Source organism: Sorangium sp. So ce128 (genome assembly GCF_051525245.1).
Classification (GTDB): Bacteria; Myxococcota_A; Polyangia; order Polyangiales; family Polyangiaceae; genus Sorangium; species Sorangium cellulosum_B.
In genome coordinates, this window is record NZ_CP150313.1 from 2,243,966 (window position 1) to 2,267,661 (window position 23,696).

At 69.0% G+C, this 23,696-nt stretch carries 18 protein-coding genes; 8 read left to right on the plus strand and 10 right to left on the minus strand.

All coding sequences use genetic code 11. From position 1 onward, the window contains the following. Nucleotides 1-124: 124 nt before the first annotated feature. Nucleotides 125-985: an NAD(P)H-binding protein gene (locus tag WME82_RS08745; protein ID WP_438042459.1), complete on the minus strand. Its 861-nt coding sequence runs from the start codon at nucleotides 983-985 to the stop codon at nucleotides 125-127. Between the two features lie 173 nt (nucleotides 986-1,158). Here WME82_RS08745 and WME82_RS08750 point away from each other — a divergent pair, with 173 nt between their 5' ends. The 7 genes from WME82_RS08750 (at nucleotide 1,159) to WME82_RS08780 (ending at nucleotide 10,569) form a co-directional block, all read left to right on the plus strand. Then, complete coding sequence (locus WME82_RS08750; protein ID WP_438042460.1) at nucleotides 1,159-2,097, plus strand: LysR substrate-binding domain-containing protein; 939 nt, start codon at nucleotides 1,159-1,161, stop codon at nucleotides 2,095-2,097. Between the two features lie 88 nt (nucleotides 2,098-2,185). After that, entirely contained in the window at nucleotides 2,186-4,123 is a 1,938-nt protein-coding gene (locus tag WME82_RS08755) for an RICIN domain-containing protein (protein ID WP_438042461.1), read from the plus strand. A 433-nt stretch (nucleotides 4,124-4,556) separates the two neighbouring features. Then, nucleotides 4,557-4,928, plus strand: coding sequence for a VOC family protein (locus WME82_RS08760; protein WP_437745030.1), 372 nt, complete (start codon nucleotides 4,557-4,559; stop codon nucleotides 4,926-4,928). A gap of 220 nt (nucleotides 4,929-5,148) precedes the next feature. After that, on the plus strand, nucleotides 5,149-5,721 hold the full coding sequence (locus WME82_RS08765; RefSeq protein WP_438042462.1) for an amidohydrolase family protein: 573 nt from the start codon (nucleotides 5,149-5,151) through the stop codon (nucleotides 5,719-5,721). Between the two features lie 504 nt (nucleotides 5,722-6,225). Continuing rightward, entirely contained in the window at nucleotides 6,226-7,260 is a 1,035-nt protein-coding gene (locus WME82_RS08770; protein ID WP_438042463.1) for a DUF2278 family protein, read from the plus strand. 322 nt (nucleotides 7,261-7,582) lie between these two features. Next, on the plus strand, nucleotides 7,583-9,832 hold the full coding sequence (locus WME82_RS08775; RefSeq protein ID WP_438042464.1) for a 5'-nucleotidase C-terminal domain-containing protein: 2,250 nt from the start codon (nucleotides 7,583-7,585) through the stop codon (nucleotides 9,830-9,832). Further along, nucleotides 9,829-10,569: a tetratricopeptide repeat protein gene (locus WME82_RS08780; protein ID WP_438042465.1), complete on the plus strand. Its 741-nt coding sequence runs from the start codon at nucleotides 9,829-9,831 to the stop codon at nucleotides 10,567-10,569. Before WME82_RS08775 ends, WME82_RS08780 begins: the two co-directional genes overlap by 4 nt. An 867-nt stretch (nucleotides 10,570-11,436) precedes the next feature. Here the strand turns inward: WME82_RS08780 and WME82_RS08785 are convergent. Continuing rightward, nucleotides 11,437-12,576, minus strand: coding sequence for a hypothetical protein (locus tag WME82_RS08785; protein WP_438042466.1), 1,140 nt, complete (start codon nucleotides 12,574-12,576; stop codon nucleotides 11,437-11,439). Between the two features lie 165 nt (nucleotides 12,577-12,741). Further along, the gene (locus tag WME82_RS08790) at nucleotides 12,742-13,179 is read right to left on the minus strand and encodes a hypothetical protein (RefSeq protein WP_438042467.1); all 438 of its coding nucleotides are present in this window, start codon (nucleotides 13,177-13,179) and stop codon (nucleotides 12,742-12,744) included. A 713-nt stretch (nucleotides 13,180-13,892) separates the two neighbouring features. Here WME82_RS08790 and WME82_RS08795 point away from each other — a divergent pair. Then, entirely contained in the window at nucleotides 13,893-14,810 is a 918-nt protein-coding gene (locus WME82_RS08795) for a hypothetical protein (RefSeq protein ID WP_438042468.1), read from the plus strand. A 202-nt stretch (nucleotides 14,811-15,012) separates the two neighbouring features. Here WME82_RS08795 and WME82_RS08800 read toward each other — a convergent pair whose 3' ends face one another. The 7 genes from WME82_RS08800 to WME82_RS08830 all read right to left on the minus strand — a co-directional run bounded on the left by WME82_RS08800 (nucleotide 15,013) and on the right by WME82_RS08830 (nucleotide 23,653). Next, nucleotides 15,013-16,365, minus strand: coding sequence for an ISNCY family transposase (locus WME82_RS08800; RefSeq protein WP_438042469.1), 1,353 nt, complete (start codon nucleotides 16,363-16,365; stop codon nucleotides 15,013-15,015). Nucleotides 16,366-16,786: 421 nt separating this feature from the next. Then, nucleotides 16,787-17,341: a hypothetical protein gene (locus WME82_RS08805; RefSeq protein WP_438042470.1), complete on the minus strand. Its 555-nt coding sequence runs from the start codon at nucleotides 17,339-17,341 to the stop codon at nucleotides 16,787-16,789. 285 nt (nucleotides 17,342-17,626) lie between these two features. Continuing rightward, nucleotides 17,627-18,283, minus strand: coding sequence for a hypothetical protein (locus WME82_RS08810; protein WP_438042471.1), 657 nt, complete (start codon nucleotides 18,281-18,283; stop codon nucleotides 17,627-17,629). A 142-nt stretch (nucleotides 18,284-18,425) separates the two neighbouring features. Beyond that, a complete protein-coding gene (locus WME82_RS08815) occupies nucleotides 18,426-19,667 on the minus strand; it encodes an SIR2 family NAD-dependent protein deacylase (RefSeq protein WP_438042472.1) in 1,242 nt (413 codons plus the stop codon). A 179-nt stretch (nucleotides 19,668-19,846) separates the two neighbouring features. Continuing rightward, nucleotides 19,847-21,331: a dihydrolipoamide acetyltransferase family protein gene (locus WME82_RS08820; protein WP_438042473.1), complete on the minus strand. Its 1,485-nt coding sequence runs from the start codon at nucleotides 21,329-21,331 to the stop codon at nucleotides 19,847-19,849. Between the two features lie 3 nt (nucleotides 21,332-21,334). After that, nucleotides 21,335-22,309, minus strand: a complete 975-nt coding sequence (locus tag WME82_RS08825) for an alpha-ketoacid dehydrogenase subunit beta (protein WP_437869858.1) — start codon at nucleotides 22,307-22,309, stop codon at nucleotides 21,335-21,337. A 153-nt stretch (nucleotides 22,310-22,462) separates the two neighbouring features. Further along, the gene (locus tag WME82_RS08830; RefSeq protein WP_437745038.1) at nucleotides 22,463-23,653 is read right to left on the minus strand and encodes a thiamine pyrophosphate-dependent dehydrogenase E1 component subunit alpha; all 1,191 of its coding nucleotides are present in this window, start codon (nucleotides 23,651-23,653) and stop codon (nucleotides 22,463-22,465) included. Nucleotides 23,654-23,696 lie beyond the last annotated feature (43 nt).

Below are 23,696 nucleotides of genomic sequence, written 5' to 3' on the forward strand. Positions count from 1 at the left end.
CGGAATGAGGGTGAAGACACCATCGTGTCCCACGGCGCGCGACGTTGACGTGGGCGAAGGTGCCGAGTCGAATCCGCCGGAACCGCTGCGGTCGTGAGCGCCCCGCTGCTTTGCGCCCCCTGCCTCAGCGTGACAGGCGCGCCGTCAAGTACTGACGCATGGACATCGGCGCTCGGCCGAGCAGGCGCTCCAGGGTCGGATCCACCGCGGCGAACTCGCGCTCTCGGCTCGCCGCGAACATGCCCAGGAAGAGGTCCGCCCGGTGTTCAGGGGCGCCGTGAGACACCATCTCTGCCCTGAACGCGTGATCGCTGACGGTCACCCGCGCGATCGAGCGCCCGGTGAGCTCCGAGGCGATCGCCGCGATGTCCGCGAGATCGAGGGCCGCGGAGGCGGTGAGCGGCGGTGTCACCCCGTCGAGGCGCGCCTCGTCGGTCAGCGCGATCACCGCCGCGTCGGCCAGGTCGCCGTGCTCTGTCCACGAGACCGGGCCGTCTTCTGGCGCGAGGAGCTTGCCCGTCTCGAGCGCCCGCTCGAGGAGCATGAGCGCGGACGCCGCATAGAACCCGTTGCGGAGCGAGGTGAAAGCGACCCCCGACCTTTGCAGCGAGGCCTCGGTGGCCGCGTGGTCGCGCATGGGCGCGAAGCGGGACGTCGGGCTCGAGCCCATGTGGCTCGTGTAGAGGACGCGGCGGGCGCCCGCCGCGCGAGCCGCCTCGAGCGCGGCTTCATGCTGGCGCACCGCGGTCTCGCCTGCGCTGTTGATGGAGACGATCAGGACATGCGAGGCGCCCTCGAAGGCGTGGCGCAGGCTCGCGGCGTCGTCGAAGGCCCCCCGGCGCACGCGGACGCCGCGCTCGGCGAGCGCGCTGGCCTGCTCCGGGTCGCGAACGCTGACGCCGAGCCGAGCGGCGGGCACGCGCTGAAGGAGCCGCTCCATGATGGCTCGGCCGAGGTGACCGTTGGCTCCAGTGACGATGATCATGACAACCTCCTGCTGCGTTCGGCGCAGCGACCCTGCGCGGTCATCCCAAAGATCACGCGGGCGCGGCGCTCCGTTCCCCGCGTGGCCCGGTGACGATGGGCTTCTTCACGTCGTCGAGCCTAGCGGCGGCCGCCGGAGCGCATTAGTGTGCCTGGAGGGAAGGGACTGTTGCCGTGGACGCACGAATCGATCTGGATCTGAACGACGCCGCGCTCCTCGTGCGCGTCGTCCGGACGCGCAGCTTCTCGGCCGCCGCCCGCGAGCGCGGCGTGCCGGTCTCCACGGTGAGCCGGCGCATCGCGCGGCTCGAGTCCGCGCTCGGCGTCCGGCTCCTCGAGCGAACCACGCGGCGGCTGGAGCTGACCGAGGCCGGGCGCGCGTACTTCGGCCACGCCGAACGGGCGATCGACGACCTCACGCAAGGCACGCATCTCGTCCGCGAGCTCCAGAGTGAGCCGCGCGGACGCGTGCGGATCCTGGCGCCGATCACCCTCGGCGCCGCGGTGGCGAGCGTCGTCTGCACCTATCTCGCGAAGCACCCCCGCGTGTCGGTCGACCTCGAGATCGATTCACGGCGGGTCGACCTGCTCGCCGGGGGCTTCGACATCGCGATTGTCCCGGGCCACGTGGAAGACACCACCGACTTCGTGGCGCGAGAGCTCTGGCGGGCGACGCGGAAGCTGCTGTATGCGAGCCCTCGCTACCTCGAGGCGCGGGGCGTTCCCCAACGGATCGAGGACCTCGCGCGTCACGATTGCATCGCGGTGCACGCGACGGACGGAATGGCCACGTGGACGCTCGGGCAGGGGCGCCGGAGGCGACGCGTCGCCTTCGAGCCCCGCTTCTATGTGAGCGAGTCCTCCGCCGCTTACCGCGCGACGCTCGCGGGCGTCGGCATCGCGATGCTCCCGGAGGTGTTCTGCGCCGAGGACGTGGCCGCGAAGCGCCTCGTCCGCGTCCTCAAGGGCTACGAGGCCGAGGCCGGCGGCGTCAGTCTCCTCTATCGCGCGCATCGCGCCCTGACGGCCGCCGTCCGGACCTGCATCGACCACCTCCTCGGGGAGCTGCCGGCGACCGACCCGGCGCGCGCCGGCCGCAGCCGCCGCGAGTAGGTTGCGAAACCGATGCCGATGTCGGCCGTAGCTGGACCTGACGGCTGGATCGCTCGCCTGGGCGAAGGAAGCCGCAAGGGAGGAATCCATGATCCGTTCCAGAGTCGGCCTGTTGTTCTCGCTCTCGACGCTCGCCCTCGGAGCTGTGCAAACAGGTTGCGGGAGCCCCGACGTCGAGCCGCTCGATGACGTTTCGTCGACGTCCGAGGCGCCCGCCGCGCGTACCGGGTTCATCGCCCTGACCCCGATCTCCGCGGACAGGACGCCGGTCCTCCATCACCTCGCCGGCGAGCTCCAGGCGACGTCGGCGCAGGGCGCCCTGGACTCGCTCCGCTCCGGCGCCGCCGAGCGCAGCGACCTCCTTCGCCGAACGGGCGCGGTGATCGCCGACATGGACGAGCTCGGTGAGGCGGATCTCGCGACCTACCGGTCGCTGGTCGAGGCTGCGAGCGCGGCCGGGGTCCCGTTCGTCTTCGAGAACGTCCGCGACTCGGCGCGCATGGCCGCGGTGTTCGGCTACGGCGTCGCGGGCGACGTGGCGATCGTGGAGCCATCGCGCGGGGGAACGCGGTTCGACATCAAGCTCTACGGGAACATCGAGACGACGCCGGTGAAGTCCCCGTCCGCCACGATCAAGGTGAGCCACGAGGCCGCTACCTTGTTCCCCGAGGAGCTGGCGGCGCGCGCGCCGGACCGTGAGCTCGCCGGGCAGGCCGCGGAGGGCGCCACGCCCACGGCCGGTCCGTCACGCGAGGACGTCGCGGCCCAGGTGACGGCGCGCATCCGCGCGCTCGCGGCTGCGCCCGTCGTGCAGCCGTTCGCCCTCTCCGTCGCGAGCGCGGCCCCTCCAGGCACCTACCGCCAGTTCATCGTGAACGGCTCCTCGTGGTGGACCGTCCCCGGCACCTCGCAAGTCGCGACCCTGGATCTGAGCTACGAGGTCGAGCTCGTCGCTTCGACCACGCCCAACAACAAATTCATGGTCATCACCGGCGTGGGCGCGGGAGCAAACCCGGGACCGCTGAACACGAACAGCAACTTCAACCGGGGCTATTACCAGCAGCAGCTGAACGTCAGCGTCGTGCCTGGCAGCACGGCGCTGAGCCCGTACGCCCACGTGCCCAGCTCCCCGAACGGGCAAAACTCGTTCACGCGCTCCGTCGGCTGCAGCGTCGGCGCGCAGGGGGGCACCGACGCGGCCAGCGCCAGCTTCTCGTGCAGCTTCCAGGACAGCGCCACCGTGTCCTTGTCCGACTTCACCGCGATCGATCAGAGCACGGGCCTGACGTCGGCCTGGAGCTACCGGATGACCTCGGCGCAGGGCTATCCGTACTGGAACCCCGTCGACCTCATCGACCAGTGGACCGGGACGCTCCACACGCTGCCGTTCCTGGCGGTCTCGACCCTCCAGCCGACGTATCAAACCGTCTATTCCGCGCCGAGCTCGTTCAACGGCAAGGTGCCGCTCTCCGTCATGCACACCCAGGTGCTCCAAGGGATCTATGTCGACTGGAACTTCTTCTACGTCCAGGCGCATCCTCAAGGCTACTCGGTCTCCCCCAAGCTCGACACGACCGTGGACTTCGGGAGCGTGAGCAGCACCAACCCGGCGGTGACCTTCACCAACCAGAACAGCGGCCTCAACATGGACGTCTATTACTCGGAGACGACGCCGCTCTCGCCGATCATCCAATGGCCTGCGACCGGCAACCCCAACCAGAGCTTCGAGCTCATCCCGACGGGAGACCCCGACGGGAGCGTGTTCATCAAGCCGAGGCACAGCGGGCTCTGCTTCGACATCTATTACTCGAGCCTCGACGACGGCGCCGAGCTCATTCAATACACCTGCACGGGCAACCCCAACCAGAAGTTCGTCCTGCGGCCGGTGGGCGCTTATCGGTCGATCATGAACGTGAACAGCCAGAAGTGCCTGAGCGTCGAGGATGCCAGCGCCGCGGGCTATGCGCAGATCGTTCAGGAGCCCTGCAACACCGCGCTCCCCGAGCAGCTGTTCCTCCCGCGCTGAGGCGCGCGGCGCTACCCTGCTCCCTATCGAGCAGCGGGAGGGGGGGCGCTCCCGCGCTCGCCGGAGCCCTCGCCGCCGGTGCCGAGCGACCTGACCCACCGCCCAGCGCAGCGTTGCCGCAGGCGCCTCCGGCCGCCCGGCGCACCGCCCCCGCCTCTCCCCGGCCGGCCGTTCCCCTGCTGCTCCCTGGTCCCCGGGCACGCCTTCCCACCCCGCCTCGACCAGGATACGCTCGTGGTGCTCTTACGTTTGCGTCCAGGCCGGGACGTCTCCGTCCAAACGTGGTCGTAGGAGATCGGGCTTTTCCACCGGCCAGAGCGGCCCGCGAGCAGTGTCGTGGGTCGCCTGGAAGCGAGACCCGCTCCGGTCACTGGAGCGCGGAGGAGCACGGCGGGCCAACGATGACGAACCATTCCAATGAACGGAGAGATCGATGATCGGATATGTCACGCTGGGCACGAACGATCTGGAGCGCGCCGCTCGTTTCTACGACGCCTTGCTGGGCGGGCTGGGCGCGACGCGGCTCTTGCAGATCGAGCGGTTGATCATCTGGGCGGTGAAGCCGAACGCGCCCGCGCTCGCCGTCGCCCTGCCCTTTGACCACCAGCCGGCCACGGTCGGCAACGGGGTGATGGTCGCGCTCGTCGTCGATAGCCCGGCCAAGGTGGACGCGCTCCACAGCAAGGCCCTGGAGCTGGGCGGCAAGGACGAGGGCGCGCCGGGGCCGCGCGGACAGAGCTTCTACGGGGGATATTTCCGCGACCTGGACGGCAACAAGCTCAACTTCTTCACCATGGTGCGCTGAGCTCCACCCGCCGGCCCGTCTTCCGCAGTCGGCCCGCGCAGCGCCGCGAGGCGGCGCTCGTCTCTCGAAGCAACCGCTTGGAGCAGGCCCACGACGACCCCGCCTGCGTGCGGCGGTGTTCAATGTGTACGCTCGCGCGGCGCGCGGCGCGCGGTCACGTCCGTCGTGAATACGCAGCACGGGCCTTGAACGCTCGCGCAAAGAATGATGTAAAAACATCATGCCGGCGCTCCTCGTCAAGACCGTCGATGTGATCACCCTGAACGACGCGGGCGATGTGCTCCGCGGGGTCGACATCGCCATCGAGGGCGGTTCGATCGTGGCCGTTGGCGAGGCGCCCCCCGGCTTTCTGGACGGATCTCGCCGGGGCCGTGGATTTTGCCCGCCGCTTCCAGGGCGCGGCCGGCGGCCGGATCAAGTCTTGCAGAAGGCCCACCTCCGCGACGCCGAGGCCCTCCCCGGCGACACCGTGCTCCGCCTGGCCTCACGGAACGGCGCGCGGGCCCTGGGCTTCGAGGCGAGCGGCGTCATCGCCCCGGGCGCCCCGGCCGACGTGATCCTCTTCGATTCCCGCCGCCCTCACCTCCGGCCTCGCAATAGCCTGGTCGGCAACCTCGTGTATTCGGCGAGGTCCAGCGACATTCGCCACTCGATCATCGCGGGCCGGCTCGTCATGAAGGACCACGAGCTCCTCACGCTCGACGAGGAGCGAATCCTCTGGGAGGCGGAGCGCCGCGCGTTCGCCATGCTGGGCCGCGCCCGGGGCACGGCGCTGCGCGAGTACCGCGGATAACGGCTCCCTCCGGCCATGAGACGATTGTGGGTCGACCGTGAAGGCGAACCGCGCCGGCAGCGGTCCGGCCGACCTCGAACACGGCCCCGGCGAGATCCGTCGCGGCCGAAATCGACTCGAAGCGCGCCTTCCGCCGCGCGAGCGAATCCATGATGAATTTGATGTACCTGTAAGTAGCGTGCGCCTCGGCTTGGCGCTGGCCGCTCGAGAGATGATGGGGTTCCGGCGTCAGCTCCCTGGCGTTCCGCTGCATAGACCATTGCGTGACAGGGCGGCGGAATTTCCGAGTCCACGGGCAGTTCAGTCTTGACTTCAAAAAAATGACGGCTTCACATGGTGTAGAAGGCGCTATCGCGCGTTCCATTCAACACCCGTCGGTCACCGGCTCCAAGGGGGGAGCGCATGCCGGATGATTCATCACCATTCGAAGCAGTGAAGTAGGGTTTTGATACTATCTCACAGGCGGGCACCGGCCGTGCTCAGCCGATGGATGCGGGAGGCAACATGCCGCTGAAGAGCTATGGCGTATTGAAGGGTACAGTGATCGATCGGCGTTTCGCGTCGGGAGCGAACCCGCACTATCAGATCCACGTCGTGGACGACACGATAGACTATCGCATCGCGGTCAATGTGCAGTCGCAGGACGGCTCCCAGGTCGAATATGTCGTCAAGTCCCATTTTGCGCACCCGCTGCTTCAAGAGATCCACGAGCTGAAGCCGGGCTTTCATCCGCTGGAGAGCAAGCCGGGCGGGTTCGGGCTCGACTTCATCCGGGGGAACCTCGTGGATCGGACGGAGTTCGTTCCGCTGCCATTCTCCGCCCCGGGCCCTGACAACGACCTCAACGAGAAGCTCGACCACTACGTGCAGCGGGCGATGGCCGACGAGACGGCGCTTCTGTACGCCTTCGGGGAGCGCTGGGGCCCGGAGAACGGGAAGAAGGACAAGATCTTCGGCTTCCTGCCGGGAAACGGCATCCACGATATCCACATGAACCAGGGCAACGACGCCCGCTTCAAGAAGGACGACGGTGTCTGGCAGGACGGCGGCCTCCTCATCCACTTCCCGCGTGGGGACCAGTGGGTCGCGATCTTCCTGAAGTTTCAGACGCAGGCGTGGCACACCGACGACCAGACGGGGCACACGCTCGACATCCCGGTATCCGGACCGCCGTCGGACGTGGCCGGTGGAGGCGGTGGGCTCCCCACGGTGGAGCAGCCCGACGGGATCGTGCGGATCGTCGCCGCCCTCGTGAACGATGCGCGTACGCCCGAACGGGAGACCGTCACACTGGTGAATACGTCGAACCGGAAGATCAACCTCGCTGGCTGGTCGCTGGCCGACAAGGCCAAATCGAAGATGGCGCTCACCGGAGAGCTTCAGCCCGGCGGGCTGACGACGGTCGTCGTCCAGGCTCCGATGGTCCTCTCCAACAAGGGCGGGCTCATCACGCTGCTCAACGCGGAAGGGCTGAAGGTCGACGGCGTGTCCTATACGAAGCAGCAGGTGAGCAATCCCGGCTGGACGATCGTGTTTTGATGCCACGCGGTCGTTCGCGTGTGGCGAGCGTTAACGAGACTGTTACCAGCCGTCCATCGGATTGACGCAGCGGCGCGCGGAGGGCGGAGGGCGCGCCGTTCAAGCGTTCTTCCGCCGCATCGCCTCTCCGGTGCTGTTGACATGCCGAGCAGCTCATCGTAGCCCTTGATCCGGGCGTGCATCGGTGCGAAAACTCGACCGCCTCGACTCGATATGGCTGGTTGCGCGCGGAGAGGCATCGGCCGAAGCGGCGCTCGGAAAGGTGTTCACGATGACAGGTCGAGTCGGACGGATAGCGTCGATTTCCTCGCTGATTCTGGCCATGACCGCGCTGACCGCGTGCGGCGATGACCAGGGCGGCACGGGCTCATCGACCTCCAGCTCCATCTCCTCCTCCAGTTCCTCAGGCTCAGGCGGCAACGGGGGAGGCGGCGAGGGAGGAGGAGGCGCGGGGGGAGGCGACCAAGGGGGAGGCGGCGAGCAGGGGGGCGGCGGCTCGGGAGGAGCGCCCGCGACGCCGAGCGGAGCCACGGCCGACCTCGCGCTGCTCGAGACCACCGATCTCCATACCAACATCCTCGGCTTCGATTACTTCAAGCTGGTCGCTGAGCCATCGATTGGCCTCGAGCGCACCGCGACCCTGATCAACCAGGCGCGGGACGAGTTCTCGAACACTCTCCTGATCGATAACGGCGACACGATCCAGGGCACTGTCCTCGCCGACCATCAGGCGCTCGTCGAGCCGATCGCGTGCGGCGAGACGCTGGCCATGTACAAGGCCATGAACCACCTCGGGTTCGACGTCGGCGGGATCGGCAATCACGAATTCAACTTCGGCCTCGCCTTTCTCTCGCAGGTGACCCACACCCCGTTCGACGTCGACGGGCTCGATCTCGCCGCATCGGCGGACTGCGAGGGCCCTCGGTTCCCGCTGGTGAACTCCAACGTCTTCAGCCTGAAGACGAGCGAGACGCTCTTCCCGAAGACCGTCCTCGTCGAGAAGACCCTCACCGCGACGGCGCCGGGCGGCGGCGCCATCGAGAGCGCGGTCAAGGTCGGCTTCATCGACGTCACGCCGCCGACGATCCTGAGCTGGGACAAGAAATGGCTCGAGGGCAAGGTCTTCACGAAGGGGGTGCAGGAGGTCGCGGCCCCGCTGGTGGACGATCTCCGCTCCAGGGGGGCCGAGCTCGTCGTCGCCATCGTCCACGGCGGCCTCGACGACTCGCCGTATACGCCTACCCTCGAGAACCAGGCGTGGCACCTCGCCCAGGTGCCCGGCATCGACGCGATGCTCATGGGCCATTCGCACCAGATCTTCCCCAACCCGAGCAGCACCGTGGCGCAGTTCAGCCTGCCGGAGGTCGACAAGGACGCGGGCACGGTCGGCGGCGTCCCCGCCGTCATGGCGAATTTCTGGGGCCAGCACCTCGGTGTCATCAAGCTGGGGCTCACCCACGACGGCGAGGGCTGGACGGTCGACAAGGCGAAGACGGTCGTCGAGGCCCGGCCGATCGCCACGACCTGCAAAGGGGGGCTCCCCGAGGCGTGTGATTCAATGCAGCGCTGGCGCACGGGGGCGTCCTGCGCGTTCGCGACGCTCTGCGACGCGCAGCCGGACAAGACGAAGGTCCTCGTCGCGGCCGACGCTTCCTTCGCGCCGCTGCTCGACGCCGAGCACCAGGCGACGGTCGCCTACGTCAAGACGCCCATCGGCACGAGCGATTTCGCGATGTCGTCGATGTTCGCCGACGTGGGGGACGCCAGCGCGATCCAGATCGTGAACCAGGCCCAGGCCGACTACATCGCCCGCTACATCGAGGAGAACCTGCCCCAGTACGCGTCGCTCCCCGTGCTCTCGGTGAGCGCGCCGTTCAAGTCCGGCTTTCAGGGTGGCAACGACTACACCGACGTGCCGGCGGGGAGCATCGCAATCAACAACGCGGCCGATCTCTACCTGTACGCGAACACGGTCCAGGCGGTGAAGGTCACCGGCGCGGACATCCTCGACTGGCTGGAGAGGGCCGCGACGCGCTTCAATCCGATCGATCCGAGCAAGACGGAGCCGCAGCCGCTCATCAACAGCGCGATGCCCGGATACAACTTCGACATGTTCACGGACAGCAGGATCACGTACGAGATCGACGTGACCCAGCCGCTCCCGCCCGCGGGGATGAAGGCCAGCGGCCGGATCAAGGACCTCCAGTGGAACGGCGAGCCCATGGATCTGGCCGCGGAGTTCATCGTGGCCACGAACAACTACCGCGCGAGCGGCGGCGGCAGCTTCCCTGGCCTCGACGGGTCGAAGACGATCTACGCCGCGCCGGACACGAACCGCGACGTGCTCATCACGTACATCAAGAAGGTCGAGAACCTCACGCGGGCCCAGAACGGCTCTGCCCGCAGCTGGCGCTTCGCCCGGGTCACGACGATGGGCCCCGTGACCTTCACCTCGGCGCAGAACGCGCTTCCGAAGGCGGAGGCCGCCGGGCTGACCAACCTCTCGCTCGTCGCGCAGGATGACGGCAGCGGCAAGATGCTCTCGGTTTACTCCATCGACCTGAGCCGGTGAGCGCCCCGCGTCCCGTGCGGCTCGCTGTGCTTGTCGGCGGCGTCCTCGTGCTCGGCGGCGCCGCCGCCCTGTCCCTTGGAGGGCTGCGCGAGGGCGATCGTCCCGAGGCGGACCGCCCGACGGCCGCCGCGGCGCCCTCGCCGCCGTCGCGCCCTGGGGCGCCGCCCCCGAGCGGCATGGAGGCGCGGGCGCTCGGTTTTCGCCTGCTCACGCTCGCGGATCCCGGGGAGGTCCTCGCCGGGATGGATTCACTCGCGCGGGCGGCCGAGCAGGGAGACGTCGAGGCGCAGGTCTCGCTCGGAAGGATCTACCTGAAGGGGCTTCCGTCGGTCCCCAGGGACGCGGCGCGCGCCCGCGCCTGGCTGCTGCGGGCCGCCCCCTCGCAGCACCCGAGCGCCGCGTATTTCCTCGGCGTGATGAGCCAGAACGGCGATGGCGTGAAGGCGGACCCCGCGGAGGCTGCGCGCTGGTTCGAGAGCGCGGCGCGCGGAGGGTCGCCGGACGCGATGTTCCTGCTCGCCAATGCGTACCGCGCGGGCGCCGGCGTGCCGAGGAATGACAGAAGAGCCGTGGAGCTCTACGAGAGCGCCGGCGAGCGGGAGCACCCTGCGGCGCTCCAGGCGCTGGCGATGGCCTATCGCTATGGTGAGCTGGGGCTCGACCCCGACGAGGCCGAGAGCCGCCGGTACACGATGGAAGCCGAGCACGCCATCCAGCACCGGCAGGCTCCTCCGTAGGCGGCAGGCCCCCGAGGAAGCGTCACCATGGGTGAGGCATGCGCCCGCGGCGCTGCCCACCAGCACGGTCTTTGCCCACGTCATCCAGGAACGATTCGCCATCATCTAGCCACCGGGTTCGCCGCAAACCTTATCTCGCCTGCGCGCAGCGCGAGCATGCAAAAGTCGCTCTCGTTCATCGGTGCCGACGACGCATCGTGGCCTCGGTTCAGAAATCGTGTGCGCAGGCGTCAAGCTCTCGATGGCACATCTCCGCGATGCATGGCAGACACCTCACGTTCATCCCGAGCCCCAGGCACTCGCTCGACTCGCACACCTCGGCGCACGGGCCTTGGCACATGCAATCGACGAATGTTTGGTAAAGCGCCTGCGAGCTCACGCCGTTTGGGCCCACCGTGCAGTAATCGGAGGCCGGACTTCCGAATTCGGCTATCGCGCAAGGCTTGCAGCCGGGAGGGCTGGGCTGGACCGTGCCGTCGGCGGTTTCATCTGATCCGCATCCGGCGAGCCACGCGCCGAACACCAGCACAGAGATAGTCGAAACGTCTCTCCTCATATCCGCTCCTCCAGTCCTCCATCCCACCACGTCCACAGAGTCCGCAGACGAGAGATCGCCCCTTCGAGTCCGCTCTCGACCGTTTCCGCCCGCGCAGGCAGCGCCCGCTGTAGCCGTGCTGGCAAGCACGCTGCGCTTGGGACAGGGTCAAGGGAGAGTTAAGTACAGCGTGAGCCTATCCTGATCGTTGACCACGCGTCTGCACGGGGCAGCCATAGTGGCGGGATCAGGGCTCGCCCTGAGGCCAGGGCAACCTGACCCAGGTTGGGGTAGCAGCCGCCCTGTACATAACAGAGGTGGCGCAGGTGAGCTCATGCCTGGCAGCAGAAGGTCGACGGTTCGGCCGGCAGCAGCTCGCCGGTGGGCTCGCCGCCGCTCGGGGCGCAGCCGCCGGGATCGACGTCGACGACCTCCGCCGACTTGCTGCCGAGGCCGATGCCGGGCGGCGTGACCCCACAGAACGGCGCCCTGGAACTGACGAGGGTCGAGGCGACCTGCTCCGCGCACGCCGCGTCGCTGTAGACCGAGGCCATGATGGTGCAGGAAGCGCCCTCCAGCTCCCCGCAGCCGCACTCGGAGCAGCCGCGCCTGTCCTCGGCGCCGCCATAGAAGACGTGCCGGTCGAGGTAGGGCTCTTCGCACGTCACGTCGCCCTCGTGGAAGATGCACGTCAGGAAGCCGCCGGGCGGCGGGACTCCGGGCTGGTCCGGCGAGGGCATGCAGGTGCTGCGGTCGCCCAGGCACTCCGTGTAGGCGCCGGGCACGCAGGCGAGCGCCCGGGTCAGCCAGGGATCGAGGAGCGCCGGCGGCGGGGGCTCGTCGACCCTCGGCGTGCAGGCGGCGGTGGCGGTGACCAGCACGACCGGCGCGTCGATCGAGATCGACTGCACACACGGCTGCCCGCCGCAGTTCTGGCCCGCGGGGACCGCGTTCGCGGCGGTGCAGGCGCCGTCCCAGCCGCCGGGCGCCGCGAAGGTGGTCTCGACGCTGCCGGGGTCGCCGGAACACGTCGTCGAGGTCGAGGTGTGCGCAGACCAGCCCAGCGGGAGCTGGCACGAGGCGGTGGCCGCTTCCGGCGGATCGCACAGGCAGGGCGCGCAGGCGAGCGGCGCGGGCGCCAGGTCGGCGAACCCCTCGTAGCCGACGTTCGGCGCGGCGGCGGGGCATGCGGGTACCTGGTCCCGCGGGCCGAACCAGAGGAGCGCCGGTCCGAACCAGCCGAGCGGCGCCGGTGGGACGCAATCGCCGGCGCAGGCGGTCTCGTCGCCGCCGCCTGTCCCGCCTTCGCCGCCGGCATTGTCGGCACCGCCGCCTCCGCCCTCACCACCGGCACCGCCGCCCCCTTGCTCGGGCCAGGGGCAGCCAGGGTGGCCGTATTCCTGGGGCTGACAGGGACCGGTGATGGTCGGATCGCCGGGGCAACCTGCCAACAAGAGGATTCCGATGAGCATGGACGGGACGATTCGCATCTCGAGCAGAGTACTCAAAGACGCCTTGCGCTGACAACGGGCGGCTCTCGCGAGACAGTCGTTCACGTCGAGCATTGTGGATTCCCTTTGATGATTCTCATGTTTCTTTGACTTCTTGCGAGAAGGACACGATGTGGACGAGCCTGTTCAGAAGGCTGCCGTGATTCCGAGCCCGAGCGTCGCAGCGAGCGGAGGTGACGACCACATGATGGCTCCAGGGACGTTGCGCGGATCGCTCTGCCGCCGGAGCACGGCGTCCGCCACGATGACGGTGGCCTCGGCGTATCCGTGCGCGGACCACCTGTCCGAGAGGGCCCAATCGCTGCCGAGCCGCGCCCCGCACCCTAGCAGTGCGTCGTTGCGCAAGGCCAGGTTCCACGGGCTCCGAGCGGCGAACCGGACGACGCCCACGGATGCGACCCCGCAGCCGAACAGGCGGCTGCTGCGAAGACAGCCCACGGCAGCCATCGTGAAGGCGCTCGTGCCGAGGGGCACCGCTTCGACCTCCTGCACCAGGGAGACGAGCCCTCGCCCCTCCACCGCGATCGACCAGGCGGGCCGGCGAACGCCGAAGGACAACGTCATGCCAGCCGCGGCCCCCGGCGTGATCCCCAGGCCCAGGGTCGCGCCGAGCCCCGCTTCGAGCCGCAGCGGCTCCGACGGGGATGGGGCTGCCTCCGGCGGTGTTGGCCGGGCAGCTGAGCATGCCCCGGCAACCGGGGACGGTTGTGGCCGGGAAGCCGACCATGGTTCCGGCAACCGGATCCGGTTACGGGCAGACAGCTGAGCAGCGGCGGAAAACCGGATCCGGTTACGGGCAGACAGCTGAGCAGCGGCGGAAAACCGGAGCCGGTTACGGGCAGACAGCTGAGCAGCGGCGGAAAACCGGAGCCGGTTACGGGCGGGCAGCAGAGCAGCCCTCGGGGAGCCGGATCCGGTGATGGGCAGGCAGCAGAACAGCCCTCGCGCAATCGGGCTGTCCGAACCTGTAACTTTCCACCTTCCAGGTCCCGCACACCCCCCGTCCCGCGGGACGCCAGGCGTGCGAGAGGGCGCCGGGCAGCTCCCCCGTCGACTCGCAGGCATGAATGCCCTTGAGCAAGATTACGACGTTGAGGGGCACGCGTCCTGAAAATCACCCGGAAGATGAATTGACACGAAAGCGAGCATGATTATCCCTGCCGGAACGTCCGGCGTGTTCCGGGCGTTCACATCACATCCAGCGCGGGGGGTAGGGGGCATGGCGTATCCATTCTTTCGCCGCTCCGCGACGGACATCAACGAGAGGTAATCCCCTCATGGCCAGACCGTTCTCGAACAAGAAAAAGGCAGCTCCCAAGAAGCCTGCGACCCCGCTCCTGGCGGCGAAGGCGTTCGACGATGCCCTTCGCGAGATAGAGGCGCTGAGCGCCGATCGGCTCATCACCATCAACCTCGATATCCCGCGGGTCGTCTCCCAGGTGCTGGGGGTGCTGCCCGGCCTCCTCGCGTTGCGCCCCGCCATCGCCGAGCACCTCCAGAAGCATGATGTCGCGCTGCTCGACCGGCTCGAGACCTACGCGCTCGCCGCGTGGTACGCGCACCTCCTGTGGCTGTCCAGCGAAGGCGCGGAGAACGCGCTGAAGCCGCTCCTCGAAGAGGCCGTCCCGCTCCGGGAGAACCTGCTGAGCGACGCCGAGGCGCTCGCCCGCCGAGGCCTGCTCGACGCGGAGACGGTCGCGGAGATCCGCGCTGGACAGGGGCACATCGATACGGCCAACGATCTCGTGGCGCTCTCGGCGCTGTTCAGCGGGAGCTGGCCGGAGATCGCCGGGAAGACGGCGGCGACCGAGAAGGAGGTGAGCCGCGCCGGAGAGATCGGGCCGCAGCTCCTCGCCGGCCTCGGCGTGAGGGAGCACGGCAAGGGACCCGGGCCCACCGAGGCGGCGGACAAGCGGGCGCGCGCGTTTGCGCTGCTCGTGCACGCCTACGATCAGACGCGCCGGGCCATCGCCTATCTCCGCTGGGACGAGGGGGATGCCGACACGATCGCGCCGTCGCTCTACAAGGGCCGCGGTGGTCGCACGGCATCATCGAGCGACGCCGCCGCGACGCTCCAGGACGCTGGCCCGCCCGGCCCGACGGCACCCTCATCGCCCGGTGCCGCACCGCCCGGGGGAGCGCCGGGCGCGGCAGTCTCCGGCGCTCCGTCCAACGGCGCGCCGCCTATCCTCTAGTTAGTTCCCGTCCCGAAAGTCGCATCTCCGCGTGGCCTCGGCGTGGGGGAGACGAGCATCCGTACAGTAGGAACGGCAGGGCGGAACGTCTCCCGGCGCCGGAGCGCGCCGCAGACGCACCACGGCCGGGGAGCAGGCGCACGAGTCCTGACGGCCCGCGCTCGCGGGGCCCAAGATCGGCCAGCGATCGTGAACGCGCGCGCTACCCGGCGGAGGCGCGTGCGACGATCAGCAGGTTGGCAGCGAGAACCGAGCCCAACACATACGCTTTGAAGGATGTGCACGTGCGCCAGTCGCAGCGGTCGAGACCGAACGATCTCTTAAGGAATGAGATGGTGGCCTCGACCCCAGCTCTAAAATTGCGCAGTGCTCGGTAGAGCCGCGGGCTCTTGGTCATCTCGTCGACGGCTATTCCTTTGCCCTTGCTGAACGCGACGTCGCGGACGCCGAGACCCTTGACCTGTTCAAGATTTGCTCTCGAGGTGAAGCCGCCATCGAACGCCGCCTGGTGCGGAGGCTTGCCACAGATCTCGATGTGCCGCTCAACCATCCCCACCGCCATCGAGGAGTCCGTGGGGTTGCCCAGCGGCACAACGACGTCGAACACGACGCCTGATTTGCCGGCGGAAAAGAACACTTTGTGACCGTACATGGTCTCGCGGTTGTCCTTGACAATCACGTCGACATGCGGCTCGAAGATCGACACGATCTTCTGCTGCGCTGGAACGACCTCGCCCTCCAGCACACGACGGCGGGTCTGCTCGATCACGTGACGGGCGGCCGCGAGATGGTACTGCATCTGCCTGTTCAGACGGTCAATCTCGTCGCGTTGCGGTGTCTGTACGCGTACCTGCCGCAACGCCTCCACTGCGCGGAGCGCCGCCCTCGTTACTTTCTCTGTGAGCCTGATCAGGTCTCGATACAGCGGCTGACGTTCTTCGGCAGACCTTGCGCGCTTGATCTCCAGAGAGCGCCGCTTGGCTGCTCGGCGGTGGTCCTTCGACTCGACCTTCACCCATCGTCGAGCGCGGCGCAGCAGCCGTGTGAGTACACGAACGCTGTCCTTCAGGAGCGAGGAATCGCTCGGCTCGTGGATCGCGGCACGCACTACCGTGGAGTCGATGCGCGTGCGCTTACCATCATCAACTCCCTCACGAATCGCATACGCCACGATCATCCGATGAATCGCCTCGAGCGTCTGCTCCGAGACCGCCTTGATGTTCCGCTGTAGCGTCGATTTGCTCGGAGCTCGATCGGCCATCCCGAAGCCGCAAAAGGCTCGGTACGTCACCGAATCAGCGAGGTGGAACTCCAGCTCCTCGTAGCTGAGGTCATGCATCTGCTTGAGGAGCAGCACCCGCAGTACCTGCTCGGCGCTCAACCCCTGCCGTCCCCTGTCGCCGTCGATCCCTGCCCCGGTCAAATCCGTGAGCACGACGTCTGCTGCGGCAGGCACTTGCTCCAGGACTGCCGAGATTGTCTGGAGCTCCCTGGCGTGAGGATGCTCGATCGAAGGCGGAACAAGCGGTCGCTGCTGAAAAAAGGCTTTGCGCATCGGAGTGCCGTCCTCCCTGACGGTGCTGGGGGACCACACGGCGGACAGGATCCCTCCGATGGACAAATTCCGCTTGGGGCGCGAGTTTTCTCACCAAATCGATGCGACCTGGACCCGGCCGGCGATGCTGGCGCCTTCAGCGGCCGAGCGCGTCGGCATCCCGCGGTCAGTGAGGGCAGCGGTCCGCTCGCCGCCAATCGAGCTGCGGGTGCGCCCCCAGCGCCACGTGGACCCTACAAAGCAAGCTGTTTTCGCTTTTCGGGACGGGAACTAGTTAGTGGCCTGCGGCGTCCCGGTCCACGTCATCTCCGGGGCGCTCGCATCGCAGCGTGCTGTCGCGCCGGGTTGAGCGCCAGGATACCCCGTCGAGACGCGGCGCGACTGTCGCGGGCCGGCGCTGCCTTTCTGGCATGCGCATGCGTTAGACCCGACCGCCTTCCAGACGCCGCGCCTGTTGCTCGAACCAGCGTGCGAACCCCTCGGCGGCTGCAACGAGCCCGGCCCGCGACACCTCCACGCCGCGGCCCATGTGCCCGGGTAGCTGGCGAGAGAGGATGCGAATCGAGCCGCCGGGCGGACAGAGGATGAATGCTTTGCATCCGGCGAACTGCTCGCCCCAGTTGGTCAGGAAATCGTGGGCGCTCCAGAACGTCCAGTCCCGGCGGCGCTCCTCGGCCGTTCGGGTATCGGGCACTTCGACGTCTCCATGATGGCCGTACAATAGCCCGTCGAGGAAGTTCCAGGCAGCGATGTCGTCCAACCCGGCCAGCTTCTCGGACCACAGGCGGTCGAGGTTGGAGGGCAGCGAGCGAAAAGAGCGGTAAGCCGGGTACAGCGCACAGTGCGACTCCCCGAGGTCTCCGAGAGCCACCCCGCGGCACCAGACGCACATGCGCCCCCACACTGCGCTCGGGGGCTCCAGGTTGGGCTCCACGTCCGCTTCGATGGCGAAGTCCTGCCGATCCCCGAACAACATATCGACTCAGCCTCCTGCCGCGCAACGTTCTGTCGACCCAACGGCTTCGAATTCACCGGCGAAGCCCGCTGACGAAACGTCCCAGCCTACCACGAGTAGCCGGACGATGGAGGCGCGTCCGCGCGGCGAGACGGCGGGCTTCGTCCGGTGCAATTCGTGGTTGGGCGGCTCGCGCGCCGGGTTGGCGGATCGGTTCACCTCCTGAAGCAGGACGTGTCTCCATCTCCGCCCGCGGGCCCCCTCTCTGTGCTTGCACCGATGGACGCGCGCCTCGATTTCGTGGCGCTACGGCCGTCGAGGCGCGAGCGTGGGCAGCTCCGCGATGTGCGGGCTCTTCAGCATGCCGTTGCCCGGCTCGAGGAGCAGCGCCCGCGCCTCGCCGGCGCGCGTCTCGTCGGGTACGTTCATGAAGGCACGCACCGCGTAAAACGCGAGGTCGTCGCAATGCTCGGCGAGCGGAGAGACGCGTACGAGGCGCGTGGCCTCCACGCATCGAACGGCGCGCGCGAGGTACCACTCGCCGGCGCGTGCATACGCGACCGAAGGAGGCACATCCAGCTTCTCCGGAACCTTGCATCCACCCCCGCGTTCCACGGCGCGCTCGATCTTGTAGAGCAGATAGCACTCGCTCGGGTGACGCAGGTCTTCTCCGCGCTCGCAGTAATGGCGCTGGAGGGTCGGCAAGCGATTGACGAGCTCGTCATGACAGCTCGGCCGGGGAGGGTCGATCTGGCTTCCAAGCAGGTTCAGGCCCGCGAGGTAGAGCATCGCGGCGACGATGCCGGCGTCCTCGCGGGGGTGCGCGATCGCGATCTCGCCGGCCACCCGCGTGGCCTCCGGCCACTCTCCAGCGCCCCACAGCGCGCGCGCCCGCGCCAGGGCGCGTACGGCCGGGTCGTTCTCCTGATCGGGGCGGGCGGCGAGGAGGCGATCGGCGTCCACGAGGAGCTCGGTCTGCTCCTTGGTCGGGCGGATCGCTTGGCATACGGCTCAGGTCCATCCGCCGGATTCGGCCATCGCAAGAAGGGGTGGCGCCGCCCGACAGCCCGCGCCCGGGCGGGGCGCGCTCGTCCGAGGCTCTCGATCACCGAGCGAGCCAGGCGCTGACAGGGGCGATGACGCGCTCGCTGAACGCCTCCTTGTCCAGCGCAGCGCCGAGATCGACGCGGAGGTAGCGGTAGGTGCAAGGGCGCCCGCCGGCGTCGAGATCGTGATCGTTTCCGTCGTAGAGGGTGTCCTCCTGTCCGCTCAAGGACGACCAGATCTGGTTCCACGGCAGGTTCCGAACGGAGGAGCGCATCAGGCTGATCTGCAGCTCGGAGCCCGCCGCTCGCGCGTCGCCGAAGCGCGTCGGATCCGGCTCTCCACCGCCGTCGCGCGTGAAGCCCGTGTCCGACACGACCTCGAGGACCACGCTCCGCGAGGTGCTGGCCGATGACTGCCAGACGAGCTGGAGGCGATACGCAGGCAGGAAATCCCAGGCCCAGTACTTGCGCCGGAAGAACTCCGAGGTCGATTTCGGGTGACGCGAGAACAGGGACGGGTCCCAGCGCTCGAACGTGAGCCCGATGCCCGCGAGCGCATCGGACAGCTCTGCCAGCCGATCGAAGACGCGGCGCTGAACCTGGTGGACGAGCCGATAGCTCTGCCTCACGAGCGCCATGTCCATGCCGCCGTCCCCCGCGGTCGTCTCGAAGCTTCGAGGCGTCGCGGTGGCGGCGGCGGGCGGGGCGGGCGCCGCCTCGGTGACGAGCGCGCGGTGTGCGACCCGGGTGACGGGAGGGACCATCACCTCGACCTCGTCGGCGAGGAACGCGAGGGGCCCAGCGGGGGCGGGGGACGGCGCGGCTGCCATCTCGAGGCGCGCGGTGGGCCGAGGGGCGCCCGCCATGAGCGGCGGCGGCGTGGTGGGCTCCCGGTTCCCGGCGGAACCGAGGGCGTGGACGAGCGCCACCAGGGGATCGCCGAACTCCTCGAATGTAAGGAACTCGATGCAGCTCAGGTCCCTCAGGCGCCGCTGGGTGTCGCGCAGCTCGCGCGCCCGGACGAGCATGTAGTGCGGCCCCGCGGCGCCGCCGAATGCCTCGTGGACCCACGCGATCTGGTTGCCGAACATCGCGTCGTCGAGGCTGAAGCCGACGAACAGGAACGTGCGCGCCGCAAGGAGGTGCCGCAGCGCCTGCAGCGCGCCGCGGTAGCGCACCTCGTCCTCCTGGCTCGGGTACAGCTCGCGGTAGCCGTCCGGCGTCAGGATCAGCCGCTGCGGCTGCTGGATGAAGCCGTGCAGGTGCCAGACCGTCGGGCGATCGATCTCGTCGCGCAGCATGGCGGACGGCCATGGACACGCCGGCGCCGACGAAGGGCACGACGAACCGGTCGCGCAGCGCGTCCTCGAGCGTCTTGGGAATCGCGATCAGGGCGCGCGATGTTGCCGGTTCCGGCCCCGCGCGACAAGGCATGAGCGCATCGCTGACGCGCGCGGCCGCCGCTGCGCGCAGCAGCCGCTCAGCTCATCTCCAGGAACAGCCGATCCGGATCCTCCAGGTACCCGATGATCTCGTAGGCGAACGCCGCCCCCACATGGCCGTCGATGATCCGGTGGTCGAACGACAGCGACACCAGCATCACCTCGCCGATCACGATCTGCCCGTCGCGCACCACCGGCTTCTGCTTCATCTGGTGGATACCCAGGATCGCGACCTCGGGGAAGTTCAGTATCGGCGTCGCGAACAGCCCCCCTTGCTGTCCGAGCGACGTGATCGTGAACGTCGAGCCGCCGAGATCCTCCGGCTTCACCCGCCCCGACTTCGTGTCCTCGCCGAGCCGCGCGATCTCCTGCGCGATCTCCAGCACGCTCCGGCGATCCGCGTCGCGCACGACAGGCACGATGAGCCCGGCCTCGGTCGCGGACGCGATGCCGATATGATAGCTCTTCTTGACGACGATCTCCTGCGCGGCCTCGTCGAAGGCGCTGTTCAACGTCGGGTGCTTCTTCAGCGCCGCGACGACGGCCTTCACGAAGAAGGGCAGGAAGGTCAGCTTGACGCCCGCCTTCTCGGCCAGCGGCCGCAGGCGCGCGCGGCGCTCCTTCAGCGCGGAGACGTCGCACTCCTCGACGAAGGTGAAGTGCGCCGCCGTGTGCTTCGACCGCGACATCGCCTCGAAGATCCGCTTGCGCACGCCCCGCAGCGGGATGCGCTCGTCGCCCGGCGCCGAGGGCAACCCCCGTCCGCGCTCCCCCTCGGGCCGCGCCGCCCCGTGCCCCGGCTCCTCGCCCAGCTGGCCGGGCCCCGCCGCCGCCGGCCTCGGCGCCGCCTCGGGCAGCGCCGGGGCCGCCCGCCTGGGCGCCGCCTCGGGCAGCGCCGGGGCCGCCTCCTCGGGCGCCTCGAGCGCCCGCACGTCGTCCTTCGTCACGCGGCCCGCCGGGCCGGTCGGCGGCACGCGCCGCAGGTCGACCCCGAGGTCGCGCGCCAGCTTGCGCGTCGCGGGCGTCGCGAGCGGCTTCTCGTTGAAGTAGGCCGCCGCGCGCGCGCCCGCGCCGATGCTGCCGTTCGCCCACGCCGACCGCGCCGGCGCCACCAGGTTCATCCCCGGGAGGTCCTCCCGGATGTCGCCGACCGCCGTCGCCGCGGGCTCCGCAGCCCCGGACTTCGCGGCCGCCGCCGCGGGAGGCTCCGCCGGGCCGGGCTTCGCAGCGTCCTTTCGCACCCCCGCCCCCGACGCGGGGGGCGGCGCCGCCGCGGGCCGGTCGTCGAGATCGAACACGACGAGCACCGAGTGGACCGGGACGACCCCGCCCACCTTGCCCCGCGTCTCCACGATCCGGCCCGTGCGCGGCGACGTGATCGTCACCGTCGCCTTGTCGGTCATCACCTCGACCATCGGCTGGTCCTCGGCGACCATGTCGCCCGGCGACACCAGCCAGGTCACGATCTCGCCCTCGGTGACGCCCTCGCCGATGTCCGGAAGCCTGAACTCGTACTTGCCCATGCGTCAGTACCTCGCCGTCTCCAGGATCGCCGGAAGGATACGATGGGACAGAGGGAGATACTCGTTCTCGAGGGTGTACGGGAACGGGGTGTCGAAGCCCGTGACCCGGAGCGGCGGCGCCTCCAGGTGGAGGAACGCCTTCTCGTTGACCAGCGCGACGAGCTCGCCCCCGAGGCCGCAGGTCTTCGGCGCCTCGTGCACCACGATGAACCGGCCCGTCCGCTTCACCGACTCGATCACCGTGTCGATGTCGAGCGGCCACAGCGTGCGCAGGTCGATCACCTCGCACTCGACGCCCTGAGCGGCCGCCTGGTTCGCCGCGTCGAGCGCCTCGTAGAGCATCGCGCCCCAGACCACGAGCGTCACGTGCCAGCCCGGCCGGACCACCTTCGCCTGGCCGAGCGGGACCGTGTACTCGCCCTCGGGGACGTCGCCCTTCGCGGCGCGGTAGATGCGCTTCGGCTCGAAGAACAGCACCGGATCCGGGTCCCGGATCGACGAGAGCAAGAGCCCCTTCGCGTCGGCCGGGTTCGACGGGCACACGACCTTCAGGCCCGCCACGTGGACGAACTGCGCCTCGGGCGACTGCGAGTGGTAGTGCCCGCCGCGGATGCCGCCGCCGAACGGCGTCCGGATGACCAGCTTGGACGGGTACTCTCCCCCCGAGCGGTAGCGGTACTTCGCCAGCTCGGACACGATCTGGTCGTACGCGGGATAGATGAAATCGGCGAACTGGATCTCCGGGATCGGCACGAGCCCGTAGAGCGCCATCCCGATGGCCGTCCCCACGATCCCGTTCTCCGAGAGCGGCGTGTCGATCACCCGGTCGTCCCCGAACTCGTCGAACAGGCCCTGGGTCACGCGGAACACGCCGCCGACCTTGCCGACATCCTCGCCGAGCACGACGACCCGCGCGTCCCGCCGCATCTCGTGGCGTAGCGCGTCGTTGATCGCCTGGACCATGTTCATCTGAGGCATGCTCTTCGTCTCCGTCTCTCGGCCAACAGGTGGGGGTACAACCTCACCGGCGCCCCGGCCCCCCGAGGGTCCCCGCCGATCGCGGGCAGCGGCGCCACCCCCGCCGCGCCGCCGTCCGGCGAGCCGCCACGCCGACGCCGCCGTCCGCGCGGCCTAGTGGCCGCCGTGGCCCTTGGGCCTCGGGCCCGCCTTGAGCTGCTCCCGCTGCTCCACGAGGTGCCAGGGCGGCTCCGCATAGACGTCCTCGAACATCGAGTCGAGCGGCGGCGGCGGGACCTTCTCCGAGACCGCGATGCAGGCCTTGACCTCCGCGTCGACCGCCGCCTCGATCTCGCGATCCTGCGCCTCCGTCCAGCCCTGGGTGCGCTCGACGTGCCGCCGGAGCCGCGCGATCGGATCGAGCCGGCGCCACGGGTCGAGCCACGCGTCGGGGCGGTACGCCTTCGGGTCGTCGCTCGTCGAATGGCCCGACAGGCGGTACGTCATCGCCTCGATGAGCGTCGCGCCCTCGCCGCGCGAGGCGCGCGCGATCGCGTCGCGCGTCACCTTCACGACGGCGAACACGTCGTTGCCGTCGACCCGCACCCCGGGGACGCCGTAGGCGACGCCCTTGCTCGCAAACGTGTTGCTCGACGTCTGGCGCTCGGTCGGCACGCTGATCGCCCAGCCGTTGTTCCGGCAGAGGAAGATGACCGGCACCTTGAACACGCCAGCGAAGTTCAGGCCGCTGTGGAAATCCGACGAGCTCGTCGCGCCGTCGCCGAAGTAGGCCAGCGTGACGAGCTCGTCGCGCTTCAGCTTGGCGGCCCACGCGAAGCCCACGGCCTGGGTGATCTGCGTGCCGATGGGCGAGCTCACCGAGCCGAAGTGGCCCTCGCGGTAGGTGTAGTGGTCCGGCATCTGCCGCCCCTTCACCGTGTCGTTCGCGTTGCCGAACATGTTGTCGATGTACCGCTGGAGCGGCAGCCCTCGCCAGAGCGCCGCGCCGAACTCGCGGTAACACGGGAACACCCAGTCCTGGGGCCGCGTCGCGGACACGCTGCCGAGGACCGCAGCCTCCTCACCCAGCGAGCCGATGTGGAACCCGATGCGCCCCTGGCGCTGCAGCGCCACGAGCCGCTCGTCGAGCAGGCGCGTGCGCATCATGGCCTTGTAGAGGGCGATCACCTCCGATGGCTCGAGCTTCGGATCGTGCGCGGGGTCGAGCGAGCCGTCGTCGCGCAGGACCTTGATCACGTCGTCGGCACACGTATCGAGCGGGTGCCGCGCGACGGCAGCCTGCGGCTCGAGGCTTGCCCCTGAGACGTTCGGCGGGCGGTCGGTGGAGTACGTCGCGGTGCTCATCGGTTCGCGGGACACTAACCAAAGGCGCTGCCCGAGACCAGTG

Excerpts from the sequence above, each read along its gene's own strand:
- WME82_RS08745 (WP_438042459.1), bottom strand. The coding sequence starts at position 985 with ATGATCATCGTCACTGGAGCCAACGGTCACCTCGGCCGAGCCATCATG.
- WME82_RS08755 (WP_438042461.1), top strand. The coding sequence starts at position 2,186 with ATGATCCGTTCCAGAGTCGGCCTGTTGTTCTCGCTCTCGACGCTCGCC.
- WME82_RS08760 (WP_437745030.1), top strand. The coding sequence starts at position 4,557 with ATGATCGGATATGTCACGCTGGGCACGAACGATCTGGAGCGCGCCGCT.
- WME82_RS08765 (WP_438042462.1), top strand. The coding sequence starts at position 5,149 with ATGCCGGCGCTCCTCGTCAAGACCGTCGATGTGATCACCCTGAACGAC.
- WME82_RS08770 (WP_438042463.1), top strand. The coding sequence starts at position 6,226 with ATGCCGCTGAAGAGCTATGGCGTATTGAAGGGTACAGTGATCGATCGG.
- WME82_RS08775 (WP_438042464.1), top strand. The coding sequence starts at position 7,583 with ATGACCGCGCTGACCGCGTGCGGCGATGACCAGGGCGGCACGGGCTCA.
- WME82_RS08785 (WP_438042466.1), bottom strand. The coding sequence starts at position 12,576 with ATGCTCATCGGAATCCTCTTGTTGGCAGGTTGCCCCGGCGATCCGACC.
- WME82_RS08790 (WP_438042467.1), bottom strand. The coding sequence starts at position 13,179 with ATGACGTTGTCCTTCGGCGTTCGCCGGCCCGCCTGGTCGATCGCGGTG.
- WME82_RS08795 (WP_438042468.1), top strand. The coding sequence starts at position 13,893 with ATGGCCAGACCGTTCTCGAACAAGAAAAAGGCAGCTCCCAAGAAGCCT.
- WME82_RS08800 (WP_438042469.1), bottom strand. The coding sequence starts at position 16,365 with ATGCGCAAAGCCTTTTTTCAGCAGCGACCGCTTGTTCCGCCTTCGATC.
- WME82_RS08805 (WP_438042470.1), bottom strand. The coding sequence starts at position 17,341 with ATGTTGTTCGGGGATCGGCAGGACTTCGCCATCGAAGCGGACGTGGAG.
- WME82_RS08815 (WP_438042472.1), bottom strand. The coding sequence starts at position 19,667 with ATGCTGCGCGACGAGATCGATCGCCCGACGGTCTGGCACCTGCACGGC.
- WME82_RS08820 (WP_438042473.1), bottom strand. The coding sequence starts at position 21,331 with ATGGGCAAGTACGAGTTCAGGCTTCCGGACATCGGCGAGGGCGTCACC.
- WME82_RS08825 (WP_437869858.1), bottom strand. The coding sequence starts at position 22,309 with ATGCCTCAGATGAACATGGTCCAGGCGATCAACGACGCGCTACGCCAC.
- WME82_RS08830 (WP_437745038.1), bottom strand. The coding sequence starts at position 23,653 with ATGAGCACCGCGACGTACTCCACCGACCGCCCGCCGAACGTCTCAGGG.